The sequence below is a fragment of the Bradyrhizobium sp. USDA 4532 genome (genome assembly GCF_024171315.1).
In the GTDB taxonomy this organism is placed as follows: domain Bacteria; phylum Pseudomonadota; class Alphaproteobacteria; order Rhizobiales; family Xanthobacteraceae; genus Bradyrhizobium; species Bradyrhizobium australafricanum.
In genome coordinates this window covers 4,774,229-4,786,265 of the sequence record NZ_JALJZN010000001.1, presented here as the reverse complement: position 1 = coordinate 4,786,265, position 12,037 = coordinate 4,774,229, and the positions used below count along the sequence as shown (strand labels likewise).

Annotated in this window: 12 protein-coding genes; 7 read left to right on the top strand and 5 right to left on the bottom strand. The window is 64.7% G+C overall.

Features of this window, described 5'->3' with window-relative positions; all coding sequences use genetic code 11:
• Positions 1-134: 134 nt before the first annotated feature.
• From J2R76_RS21885 to J2R76_RS21875, 3 genes are all read right to left on the bottom strand, one after another.
• The gene (locus tag J2R76_RS21885) at positions 135-1,643 is read right to left on the bottom strand and encodes a tripartite tricarboxylate transporter permease (protein WP_028341157.1); all 1,509 of its coding nucleotides are present in this window, start codon (positions 1,641-1,643) and stop codon (positions 135-137) included.
• Positions 1,644-1,649: 6 nt separating this feature from the next.
• Positions 1,650-2,135, bottom strand: coding sequence for a tripartite tricarboxylate transporter TctB family protein (locus J2R76_RS21880; RefSeq protein WP_028332964.1), 486 nt, complete (start codon positions 2,133-2,135; stop codon positions 1,650-1,652).
• Positions 2,136-2,290: 155 nt separating this feature from the next.
• Entirely contained in the window at positions 2,291-3,253 is a 963-nt protein-coding gene (locus J2R76_RS21875; protein ID WP_076827755.1) for a tripartite tricarboxylate transporter substrate binding protein, read from the bottom strand.
• A 387-nt stretch (positions 3,254-3,640) separates the two neighbouring features.
• Here J2R76_RS21875 and J2R76_RS21870 point away from each other — a divergent pair, with 387 nt between their 5' ends.
• The 7 genes from J2R76_RS21870 to J2R76_RS21840 all read left to right on the top strand — a co-directional run bounded on the left by J2R76_RS21870 (position 3,641) and on the right by J2R76_RS21840 (position 9,393).
• Positions 3,641-4,057: a hypothetical protein gene (locus J2R76_RS21870; RefSeq protein WP_076827607.1), complete on the top strand. Its 417-nt coding sequence runs from the start codon at positions 3,641-3,643 to the stop codon at positions 4,055-4,057.
• On the top strand, positions 4,054-4,917 hold the full coding sequence (locus J2R76_RS21865) for an alpha/beta fold hydrolase (RefSeq protein WP_200844555.1): 864 nt from the start codon (positions 4,054-4,056) through the stop codon (positions 4,915-4,917). The genes J2R76_RS21870 and J2R76_RS21865 overlap by 4 nt, the downstream gene beginning before the upstream one ends.
• 30 nt (positions 4,918-4,947) lie before the next feature.
• Positions 4,948-5,865 (top strand): amino acid ABC transporter substrate-binding protein, encoded by a 918-nt coding sequence (locus J2R76_RS21860; RefSeq protein ID WP_057015477.1) that lies wholly within the window; start codon positions 4,948-4,950, stop codon positions 5,863-5,865.
• Between the two features lie 151 nt (positions 5,866-6,016).
• Positions 6,017-6,748 (top strand): amino acid ABC transporter permease, encoded by a 732-nt coding sequence (locus J2R76_RS21855; RefSeq protein WP_050385176.1) that lies wholly within the window; start codon positions 6,017-6,019, stop codon positions 6,746-6,748.
• Positions 6,749-6,750: 2 nt separating this feature from the next.
• Positions 6,751-7,443, top strand: a complete 693-nt coding sequence (locus J2R76_RS21850; protein ID WP_057015486.1) for an amino acid ABC transporter permease — start codon at positions 6,751-6,753, stop codon at positions 7,441-7,443.
• Positions 7,444-7,634: 191 nt separating this feature from the next.
• Positions 7,635-8,366, top strand: coding sequence for an amino acid ABC transporter ATP-binding protein (locus J2R76_RS21845; protein WP_057015476.1), 732 nt, complete (start codon positions 7,635-7,637; stop codon positions 8,364-8,366).
• A gap of 166 nt (positions 8,367-8,532) precedes the next feature.
• Complete coding sequence (locus J2R76_RS21840) at positions 8,533-9,393, top strand: D-amino-acid transaminase (RefSeq protein ID WP_057015475.1); 861 nt, start codon at positions 8,533-8,535, stop codon at positions 9,391-9,393.
• A gap of 257 nt (positions 9,394-9,650) precedes the next feature.
• Here J2R76_RS21840 and J2R76_RS21835 read toward each other — a convergent pair whose 3' ends face one another.
• Together J2R76_RS21835 and J2R76_RS21830 are read right to left on the bottom strand one after the other, a co-directional pair.
• Positions 9,651-10,109, bottom strand: coding sequence for a carboxymuconolactone decarboxylase family protein (locus tag J2R76_RS21835; RefSeq protein WP_057015474.1), 459 nt, complete (start codon positions 10,107-10,109; stop codon positions 9,651-9,653).
• A 27-nt stretch (positions 10,110-10,136) separates the two neighbouring features.
• Entirely contained in the window at positions 10,137-11,753 is a 1,617-nt protein-coding gene (locus J2R76_RS21830; protein WP_076827605.1) for an MDR family MFS transporter, read from the bottom strand.
• Positions 11,754-12,037: the final 284 nt, after the last annotated feature.

Below are 12,037 nucleotides of genomic sequence, written 5' to 3'. Positions count from 1 at the left end.
TGCGGGTGAGGGGGGGCCTCCGCGGATACTGCTATCACCGTGCTTGCGGAGGCAGCCCCTCACCCCAACCCTCTCCCCGTAAGAACGGGGCGAGGGGGCGCGCTGCCGGCGCGGCTGAAGTCGGGCTCGCTCTCCTACGCCCCCTCATCCAGCGCCACCAGCTCGCGCTTCTTGCGCAGCGAGGGCAGCAGCGGGCCGACCAGCAGCACCAGCGCGAAGGCGAGGCAGATCGCCGAGATCGGCCGCTCCACGAAGGTCATGAGGTCGCCCTGCGAGAGGATCAGCGACTTGCGCAGATTGTTCTCCAGCATCGGCCCGAGCACGAAGGCGAGCACCAGCGGCGCCGGCTCGTAGCCGAGCTTGCGCATGAAATAGCCGATCACGCCGAACGCGATCATGACGTGGACGTCGAACACGTTGTTGCTGGAGCAGTAGACGCCGATGATCGTGAATAGGATGATCAGCGGGAACAGCACGTTGTAGGGCAGCCGCAGCAGCTGCACCCACATGCCGATCATCGGCAGGTTGAGCACCAAGAGCATCAAATTGCCGATATACATGCTGGCGACGATGCCCCAGAACAGCGTCGGGTTTTGCGAGATCATCAGCGGCCCCGGCTGCAGGCCGTGGATCACGAAGGCGCCGAGCAGCAGCGCCATCACCACGTTCGGTGGGATGCCGAGCGTCATCAGCGGAATGAAGGCGCCGCCGGCCGCGGAATTGTTGGCCGATTCCGGCCCCGCGACGCCCTCGATCGCGCCGTGGCCGAAGCGCTCCGGATGCTTCGAGAGCCGCTTCTCCAGCGCGTAGGAGGCGAACGATGCCACCACGGCGCCGCCGCCGGGCAGGATGCCGAGGAAGAAGCCGAGCACCGTGCCGCGCGCCACCGGTCCGGCGCTGGCCTTCCAGTCCTCCTTGCTCGGCAGCAACTGGTTGATCCTGGTCTTGATGATGTCGCGCTTGATCGCCTGCTCGGTGTTGAGCAGCACCTCGGCGACGCCGAACAGGCCCATCACGACCGGCACCAGGCCGATGCCGTCGATCAGCTCGAGGCGGCCGAAGGTCAGCCGCGGCTGCGCCGTGATGCTGTCGAGCCCGACCAGGCCGAGCACGACGCCGATGCAGGCCATCAACAGCGCCTTGGCCATCGAGCCCTGGGTGAGGAAGGTCAGCACCACGAGGCCGAGCACCATCAGGCTGAAATATTCGGCCGGCCCGAACGCGATCGCGACGCTGGCGAGCGACGGCGCCACCAGCATCAGGGCGATCAGCGCGAAGGTGCCGGCGATGAACGAGCCGAAGGCGGAGATGCCGAGCGCGGGGCCGGCGCGGCCCTGCTTGGCCATCTGGTGGCCGTCGATGCAGGTGACGACGGAAGCCGCTTCGCCGGGGATATTGACCAGGATCGAGGTGGTCGATCCGCCATACATCGAGCCGTAATAGATGCCGGCCATCATGATGATGCCGGATTCCGGCGTGCCGGACAGCGTCACCGGCAGCAGCAGCGACATCGCCGAGATCGGGCCGATGCCGGGCAGCACGCCGACCAGCGTGCCGATGAACACGCCGATGAAGCAGTAGAGCAGGTTGATCGGCAGCAGCGCGACGCCGAGGCCGTGGGCGACGTTGACGAGAGTATCCATGGGCGCTCAACCGATCTCGAACATGCCGCTCGGCAGCTGGATCGCGAGCAGGTGCTTCAGCACCCACCACATCCCGAGCGGGGCAAGGATGGACAGCGGGATCGCCAGCGACCAGCGCACCGGATCGATCACGCGGAGCAGCAACAGCATCAGCGGAATCGCCGACAGCAGGAAGCCGAGCGGCTCCAGCGCAAAGGCGAACGCCGTGAGGCAGACGATGACCAGCACCGGCTTGCCCCAGCGCGCATTCTCCCAGCGCGAGGCGAAGGTCGGGCCGCCCTCGGTGACCGCCGCGATCATGATCGAGGCCGCGAACACGCACATCAGGATGCCGGTGTAGAACAGCACGTAGCCGGAGCCGGGATCGTTGATGGTGCCGAGCTTCAGCTTGAGGCCCGACCAGATCACGAAGGCGCCGAGCCCGAGCCCGATCAGCCCGCCCCAGAGCTCGGAGTTGTTGAGGCGGAATTTGACGTTGGTTTGGTCTGTCATGGGATGTGCTCTCGTCAAGTCGCAAGGTGGGGCATCGACCTATCCCCGTCATTGCGAGAGAAGCGAAGCAATCCATTTCACCGCATGTGCGGAGGGATGGATTGCTTCGTCGCTTCGCTCCTCGCAATGACGGACGGAGACTTCGCGGCCAGTCCTTACTTCTTCGCCAGCCCCAGCGTGTCGATCACCTTGCGCTCGGACTCGGTGACCTCCCCCACGAACTTCTTGTAGTCCTCGGTGTTCTTGTAGTTCGGCACCATGTCGTATTTGGCCAGCGTTGCGATCACCGCCGGGTCCTCGATCGCCTTCTTGAAGGCATCGTGCAGCTTGGCGACGATCTTGGGGTCCATGCCCTTGGGGCCGGCGATGCCGAACGGCGAGTCATAGACCATGGGGTAGCCGAGCTCCTTCAGCGTCGGTACGTCCGGATAGTTCGGCGAGCGCGCGCCGGTCCACACCATCAAGAGGCGGAGCTTGCCGGCATCGACCAGCGGCCGCCAGCCGGTGGAATCCGCCTGCAGCATGGTGTGCTGGCCGAGCACGGCCGCATTGGTCTCGGCGCCGCCCTTGAACGGCACCTGGGTCAGCTTGATCCCGGCCATCAGGGCGATCTGCTCCATGCCGACATGCAGCGAGGTGCCGGTGCCGGGCGTCGCATAGGTCACCTTGCCCGGGTTCTTCTTGGCGAAATCGACTACGTCCTGCCAGGTCTTGAACTGCGACTCCGCGTTGGTGGTGACGCCGAAGGTGTAGCCGGTGAGGTGAATGATGTAGGAGAAATCCTTCGCCGGATCCCAGGACACCTCCTGCATCAAGGGCAGGCGGAACACTGTGATCGGGATCTGGGCGATGGTGTAGCCGTCGGGCTTGGCGCCGGCGGCCATCGTCGCGGGGCCCACGGTGCCGCCGCCGCCCGCCTTGTTGTCGACCGCGATCGGTTGGCCCAGCACCTTCGAGGCGCTCTCGGCGATCGCGCGCATCGAGATATCGGTCGAGCCGCCCGCCGGCCATGGCACGATCAGCGTGATCGGCTTGGTCGGATAGTCCTGCGCGAGCGCCGCTGTTGACACCAGCATGCCGGCGGCGAGCAGGACCATCAAGCGATTGCGGTGCGACATCTCGATCTCTCCCTTATGACCGCGTTCGATCGCGGCCGCGTCTTGTTCGGTGTTGGCAATGATCGTCCCTGTCATGCTGGGACCGAGCGCATTGGACAGAACGGGGCGGGCAACGGAAGCGCGAATTGCGCTCGAAGCGCCGGCTGCGACAATTGGTCTGCCGCGATTTGGCGCGACCTGCCGAGCCGCGGAATTCAATCGGCCTTTGGTCGGACGGATTGGCCGTTCCTGGCACTGTGCCGGGAGGGCGCGGGGTGTGCGCGCCTGACCGGCAAGCCGGGTTTGGTCAAGCGAATAATCAAGGGAACCCAAAGGCATCGGCGCCTTGCGGGATTGCGCGCTTGCCGTCATCATGGCGCCGCCCGCTGCAGGAACGCCGCCCGACAGATGACGCCATCGCCTGACGCCACCGACGACGCTGTGACGAGGGCGTTTGCCGGCCTTCCCGCGTTGCTCGACGAGGCCCCTCGGCTGCTTGCGCGCGGGCGGCTGCTTGATTGCGACTGCCTGATCGGCCCGATGGCGCGGCCGTTTCATGCCGCGATCCGGGCCGGGCGCATCGTCGAACTTGCGCCTTCGCCGATCCTGATGCGCTCCTGGCGCTTTTCCTATCGCGCGACGCCGCAGGCCTGGTCCGCCTATTGGCAGGCCGAGCCGAAGCCCGGCTGGCACGATCTGCTGGCGTTGACCAGGCGCGGCGAGGCCGTGCTGGAAGGCGACCTGCATCCCTTCATGGCGCATCTGCAATACTTCAAGGACCTGCTGGCGCTGCCGCGGCAGCATTTCGCGGCGGCCGTATCATGAGCGGCAAGATCATGGACGGCCACATCGAGCCGATGGTCGGCCGCTACGTTCACGTCGAGATCGGCGGCGAGCTGCACCGGATCTATTTCGAGGAGAACGGCACGGGCATTCCGCTGGTCTGCCTGCACACCGCGGGATCGGATGCGCGGCAGTGGCGCCATCTGCTCGCGGATACGCAATTTGCCGAAAATTTCCGCATCATTGCCTTCGATATGCCCTGGCATGGCAAGTCGAATCCGCCGATGAGCTGGACCGGCGATGAATACCAACTCACCACTGCGCGCTACACCGAGACCATCCGCGCTTTCTGCCGTGCGCTGCGGCTGGAGAAGCCTGTCGTGATGGGCTGCTCGATCGGCGGCCGCATCGTGCTTAACCTTGCGATCGAATATGCCGCCGAGTTCCGCGCGCTGATCGGGCTCGAGGCTGCCGATTTCCAGGCGCCGTGGTATGACACGAACTGGCTGAACCGGCCGGACGTTCACGGCGGCGAAGTCTGCGCCGCGCTGGTGTCCGGGCTGATCGCCCCGCAAAGCCCGGAGCCTGCGCGGATGGAAACGCTGTGGGCCTACAAGCAGGGCGGCCCCGGCGTGTTCAAGGGCGACCTGTATTTCTACCGTGTCGACGGCGACCTGCGCGGCCGGGTCGCGTCAATCGATACTAAAGTATGCAACCTCTATCTGCTTACGGGCGAGTATGATTTCTCCTGCACGCCCGAGGATACGAGGCGGACCGCAGCGGCAATAGGGGGCGCCAGCGTCACGATCATGGAGCAGCTCGGTCATTTTCCGATGAGCGAGAATCCGGAACTGTTTCGCCGCTATATCGCACCCGTCCTCGCTGATATTCTCACGCACTAGAACGACCGTTTCCACGCAAGGAGTAGACGTATGACACGCAACTATCTGATCGGCTTCGCGCTCGCCGCCGCGCTGGGCGCGAGCCAGGCGCAAGCCCAGGAGCCGACCGGCACGCTGAAGAACATCAAGGACACCGGCGCGATCACGCTCGGCTACCGCGACTCCTCGATCCCGTTCTCCTATCTCGACGACAACCAGAAGCCGGTCGGCTACGCCATGGACATCTGCTACAAGATCGTCGATGCCGTGAAGAAGGAGCTGAAGCTCGACAAGCTCGAGGTCAAGCTCAACCCGGTGACCTCGGCGACGCGTATTCCGCTGATGGCCAACGGCACCGTCGACCTCGAATGCGGCTCGACCACCAACAATGCCGAGCGCCAGAAGCAGGTCTCCTTCACCAACAGCCACTTCCTGACCGCCAGCCGCTACGTCACCAAGAAGGCGAGCAAGATCAATTCGATCGACGATCTGAAGGGCAAGACGGTGGTCTCGACCGCCGGCACCACCAACATCAAGCAGCTCACCGAGGCCAACCTCGCGCGCGGGCTGAGCGTCAATATCATCCCGGCCAAGGATCACGCCGAGGCCTTCTTGATGGTCGAGACCGACCGCGCGGTCGCCTTCGTGATGGACGACATCCTGCTCGCGAGCCTCGTCGCCGGCTCGAAGTCGCCGGATGACTACGTGATCTCCAAGGACGCGTTCTCCAAGCCCGAGCCCTACGGCATCATGCTGCGCAAGGACGACGCGCCGTTCAAGAAGGTCGTCGACGCCGCAACCGCCGCGCTCTACACCAGCGGCGAGGGCCAGAAGATCTATGACAAGTGGTTCACCCAAAAGATCCCGCCGAAGGGCCTTAATCTCAACTCGCCGGCTGGACCGGAGATGAAGAAGCAGTTTGCGAAGCCGTCGGACTCTCCGGATCCGGATGCCTATCTAGTCAACTGACCGCTGTGTATGACCCGTCGTCCCTTTTGGGAGCGGGTCCTGAAAGTTAGCATGTCCGGCCATTTTTGGAGGAGAATGGCCGGACATTTGCATAGACGCCGCGCGCGATGCCGGCGTAATGCCGTGACCGGCACGGCCGCGTGGGGGACCTGTGAACTACAATTGGAACTGGCACATCTTCCTTGAGCCGAACCCGATGGGGACCGGCACCTATCTCGACCTGTTGCTGTCGGGGCTGGTGGTCACCGTCAAGGTGTCGGTGCTGGCCTGGATCATCGCGCTGGTGTCCGGCTCGGTGATCGGCGTGCTGCGCACGCTGCCGTCGCGGACCGCGTCGTGGATCGGCTTCTGCTGGGTCGAGTTCTTCCGCAACATGCCGCTCTTGGTGCAGCTGTTCCTGTGGTTCTTCGTGCTGCCCGAATTGTTGCCGCGGTCGGCCGGGCTGTGGCTGAAGCAACTGCCGAATGCGCCGTTCTGGACCGCCGCGATCGGCGTCGGCTTCTTCATGTCGGCGCGCGTCGCCGTGCAATTGCAGGCCGGCATCACCTCGCTGCCGCGCGGGCAGAAGCAGGCCTCGACCGCGCTCGGCCTCACCACGGTGCAGACCTATCGCTACGTGCTGCTGCCGATGGCATTCCGCATCATCCTGCCGCCGCTGACCTCCGAATTCCTCAACACCATCAAGAACAGCGCGGTCGCCATCACCATCGGCCTGATCGAACTGACCGGCCAGGCCCGCTCGATGCAGGAGTTCTCGTTCCAGGTGTTCGAGGCGTTCACGGCGGCAACCGTGCTCTACCTGCTCCTCAATTTCGTCGTGGTGACCGCGATGCGCTTCCTCGAGCGCTATGTCGCGATCCCCGGCTACATCACGGGCAAATGACGATGATCGGCAGTTTCGATTTCGACGTCATCCGCCGCTCGCTGCCCTACCTGTTCCTGGAGGGCATGCGCTTCACGCTGACCTTGACCGCGCTCGCAGCGTTCGGCGGCCTGGTGTTCGGCACCCTGATCGCCCTGATGCGGCTGTCGAGCTACAAGGTGCTCGGGCGCATCGCGGGCTTCTATGTCGACTTCATCCGCTCGCTGCCGCTGGTGCTGGTGATCTTCTGGTTCTACTTCCTGGTGCCGTATATCGGGCAGTGGCTGACCGGCGCGTCGCGGCCGATCACGGTCGGCGCCTTCGCCTCCTCGCTGATCACCTTCATCGCGTTCGAGGCGGCGTATTTCTCCGAGATCATGCGCGCCGGCATCCAGTCGATCTCGAAGGGCCAGCCGGCCGCGGCCAGCGCGCTCGGCCTGACCTACGCGCAGTCGATGCGCTACGTCGTGCTGCCGCAGGCGTTTCGCAACATGCTGCCGGTGCTGCTGACGCAGACCATCGTGCTGTTCCAGGACACCTCGCTGGTCTACGTGCTGTCGATCCCGGATTTCCTCGGCGCCGCCAGCAAGGTCGCGCAGCGCGACGGCCGCCTGGTCGAAATGTACCTGTTCGCCGCGCTGGTCTACTTCGTCATTTCCTGTGTCGCGTCCTATGGCGTTCGCCGCCTGCAGTCGCGCATCGCGATTGTCCGGTAGCCAGTCATGCTTTCGAACATTCAAGACACGGCCCCCTTCACCTCTCCCATCGGGAGAGGTCGGATCGCGTCAGCGATCCGGGTGAGGGGTTTTGCTCCATCGATAGACCGCAATCCCTCACCCGGCGCTGCGCGCCGACCTCTCCCGATGGGAGAGGTGGAAGCGCGCTCGCTGCAACGCCTGAGTCACGCATGATCGAGATCAACCACGTCAACAAATGGTACGGGCCGAGCTTCCAGGTGCTGAAGGACTGCACCACCAGCGTCGCCAAGGGCGAGGTGGTGGTGGTCTGCGGCCCGTCCGGCTCGGGCAAGTCGACCCTGATCAAATGCGTCAATGCGCTGGAGCCGATCCAGGGCGGCGACATCACGCTCGACGGCGTCAAGGTCAACGATCCCAAGACCGACCTGCCGAAGCTGCGTTCGCGCGTCGGCATGGTGTTCCAGCATTTCGAGCTGTTTCCGCATCTGCGCATCATCGACAATCTCCGCCTCGCGCAGGAGAAGGTGCTCGGCCGCAAGTCTGAGGACGCCACCGCCAAGGGCATGAAGCTTCTGGAGCGCGTCGGGCTGAAGGATCATGCCAAAAAGTTTCCGGCGGAGTTGTCCGGTGGCCAGCAGCAGCGCGTCGCGATCGCCCGCGCGCTGGCGATGGACCCGATCGCGATGCTGTTCGACGAGCCGACCTCGGCGCTCGACCCGGAGATGATCAGCGAAGTGCTCGACGTGATGGTCGACCTCGCCCGCGAGGGCATGACCATGATGGTCGTGACCCACGAAATGGGCTTTGCCAACAAGGTCGCCGACCGCGTCATCTTCATGGACCGCGGCGAGATCGTCGAGGATGCCAAGAAGGCCGACTTCTTCGGCACGCCGCGCAGCGACCGCGCGCAGAAGTTCCTGTCGAAGATCCTGCAGCACTGAGCTTAGGGAGCCTCTCCGCCTGTCATTCCGGGGCGCCTCGAAGAGGCGCACCTGAGGGTTCGATGCTGCGCATCGCCCTGGAATGACGGCTGCTACAGGGTTTTCCCCCGTTAACAATTTGCGTATACGAAGGCCTGAACCCCCCTTCGTCCGCAGGAGAACTCGCGTGGAAAAGATCGCTTATGTCAACGGCTCGTTCGTGCCGCATTCGGAGGCCAAGGTCTCGGTGTTCGACCGCGGATTCCTGTTCGCCGACGGCATCTACGAGGTGGCGGCGGTGCTCGAGGGCAAGCTGATCGACAACGCCTCACACCTGGCGCGGCTCAAGCGTTCGGTCGGCGAGATCCAGCTCGCGCTGCCGGAGACGCTGGAGCGGATCGAGGAGATCCAGAAGGAGCTGGTTGCGCGCAACGACCTCGTCAACGGCATGGTCTATCTCGAGGTCACCCGCGGCGCCGACAAGGGTCGCGACTTCGCCTTCCCGAAGGCCGACGTCAAGCCGACGCTCGTGATGTTCACCTCGGAAAAGGACATCATCAACGCGCCCTCGGCCAAGACCGGCATCAACGTCATCACGGTGCCCGACATCCGCTGGGAACGGCGCGACATCAAGAGCGTGGCGCTGCTGGCGCAGGTGCTGGCCAAGCAGGCGGCGGCCGCGGCCGGCGCCGGCGAAGCTTGGATGATCGAGGACGGCAAGGTCACCGAGGGCGGCTCGTCCTCGTCCTTCATCGTCACCCAGGACGATGTCATCGTGACCCGGCAGAACGGCAACGAGATCCTGCCCGGCTGCACCCGCAAGGCGGTGGTCAAGCTCGCCGAGGAACGCCAGCTGCGCATCGAGGAGCGCGCCTTCACGATCGAGGAAGCGCTCGCCGCCAAGGAAGCCTTCATCACCAGCGCTTCCGTGTTCGTGCAGGGGGTGGTCGCGATCGACGGCAAGAAGGTCGGAGGCGGCAAGGTGGGTCCGATCACCGACCGCCTGCGCGAGATCTATGTCGAGTTCGCCAAGGCGACGGCGGTTTGACACTGGGTGGGGTGGGTTAGCGCAGCGTAACCCACCGACTTTGCTCACCACGGAGAGAATGGTGGGTTACGCCTTCGGCTAACCCACCCTACGGTCTGCGCATCGCCTTGGCACCGTCACCCTGAGGTGGCCGCTTCTTCAGCGGCCCTCGAAGGATCGACGGCCCGACTATCGACGGCCCGACTGTGGCCGTGCATCCTTCGAGACGCCTGCTGCGCAGGCTCCTCAGGATGACGGGGATGGATCGTCCGCGCTGCTCACGCCGCCGCCTTCGCCTTCACCGGATGCACCGCGCGGAAGCCGATGGCGATCCGGTTCCAGGCGTTGATCGCGCCGATCAGCGTGGTCAGGTTGACCAGCTCGCTGTCCGAGAACTGGGCGCGCACGGCTTCATAGTCGGCGTCGGGCGCATGCGTCTCGGACACCAGCGTCAGCGCTTCGGTCCAGGCTAGCGCCGCGCGCTCGCGCTCGCTGTAGAGCGGGGATTCGCGCCAGGCGTTGAGCAGATAGAGCCGCTGCTCGGTCTCGCCATGCTTGCGGGCGTCCTCGGTGTGCATGTTGATGCAGTAGGCACAGCCGTTGATCTGCGAGGCGCGGGTCTTGACCAGCTCGATCAGCGATTGCTCGAGGCCGCTCGCAGCAATCTGGTTTTCGACCGCGACCAGCGCTTTGATGGTCTCGGGTGCGGCCTGGTAGAAGTTCATACGGGGTTTCATGGTCGTTCTCCGTAGTTGTGGTTTGGGTTAGTGCGCACCGCCGCCAGCGAGGTGGCCCGGCTTCTTCAGGAATAGTGTCGCCGCGAGTGCGATGATCAGCGCGACACCGAGCAGGTAGAAGGTATCGCTGAAGGCGAGGATGTAGGCCTGCTTCTGCACGACCTTGCCGATCGCCGCGATTGCGCGGTGGGCGGCCGCGGCCTGGTCGGCGACGCCGTGGTTCATGAAATACTGCGTCAGCTGCTCAATCCGGTTGCGCGTGGCCTGTTCCAGCAGCGAGACCGACTGCATCAGCACGTTGGAGTGATATTGCTCGCGCTTGGTCAGCAGCGTCTGCAGCACGGCGATGCCGACCGCACCGCCGAGGTTGCGCATCATGTTGAACAGCGCGGAGGCCGAGCCCGCATTCTCCAGCTCGATGCCCGCGGTCGCAACCGCCGACAGCGGCGCCATCACCAGCGCCTGGCCGATGGCACGGACGATGTTGGGCCAGAACAGCTGGTCGGTGGCGTAGTCGTTGGTCATGAAGATGTTCATGAAGTTGGAGCCGGCGAACAGCGCGAAGCCGACGCCGATGATGAGGCGCGGGTCGAAGCGCTGCATCAGCCGCGGTACCAGCGGGATCAGCGCGAGCTGCGGCAGCCCGGTCCAGGCCAGCACCATGCCGATCTGCTCGGCATTGTAGCCCTGGATGCGCGCGAGGTACTGCGGCAGGATGAACACCGAGCCGTACAGCGCGATGCCAAGCAGGAAGTTGGCCAGCATGCCGAAGCCGAAATTGCGGCGGGCGAGCAGGCGCAAATTGAGCAGCGGCTTCTCGACGGTGAACTCGACGATCAGGAAGGCGGCCAGCGCGACGGCGGCGATCACCGACAGGCGGACGATGAAGGGCGAGCCGAACCAGTCGTCCTTGTTGCCTTCCTCCAGCACGGTCTGCAGCGCGGCGAGGCCGACCGCCATGGTGATGATGCCGAGCCAGTCGCCCTGGCGGATCAGAGACAGCTTCATCGGGCTCGGATCGAGCGAGACGTAGAGCATCGCGATCATCACGGCGCCCGGCACCAGGTTGACATAGAAGATATACTGCCAGCCCCAGTTCTCGGTGAGATAGCCGCCGATGGTCGGGCCGATCGCCGGCGCGAACGTCGCCGACAGCGCGAACAGCGCGAGCCCGATCGGCTGCTTGGCCTTCGGCAGTAGCGTGATGATCAGCGTGAACGCCATCGGGATCAGCACGCCGCCGGTGAAGCCTTGCACCGCGCGCAGCGCGATCATCTGCGGCAGGTCCTGCGCCAGCGCGCATGCCGCCGAGAACACCAGGAACAGGAGCGCATTGGTGAGCAGATAGATGCGCACCGAGAACACCTGCGCGAGCCAGCCGGAGAGCGGGATCACCACGATCTCGGCGATCAGATAGGAGGTCGAGATCCAGCCGCCGTCGTCGATCCCGGCGCCGATCGCGCCCTGCACGTCGGCGAGCGAGGCGTTGACGATCTGGATGTTCAGCACCGCCATGAACGCGCCGAGCGTCGCCCCGATCACCGCGATCCAGGTTTTCGTGGGGATCGCCGGCGCCGCCGGCGCTGCGGGGGCGGGGAGCGCGGTGGCGTTCGGGGCGTCGGCTGTGGGCTGAAGTGCGGTCATCGGCGTGTTCTCTGGCTTACACACGCAAAATGTATTAGGCGGTCGCTTTCGATAATCCGGGAAAGACTGGAAGGATTGTCCGGTAGAGGTTGATAATCAACGGTTGCGGCTGAGAGAGCGACTGCGGTTATGGCCACGGCACGACGGCTGCGTTTGGCCTGCGTGCCGTCGACTAGTGAGGTGAGCACGCCTCTCAAGCTCCCTCTCCCGCTTGCGGGGGCTCCACAAGATGACTCGCGGAGAGAGCCCCCCACCCGCAAGCGGGAGAGGCGAAGAGGGCGTAG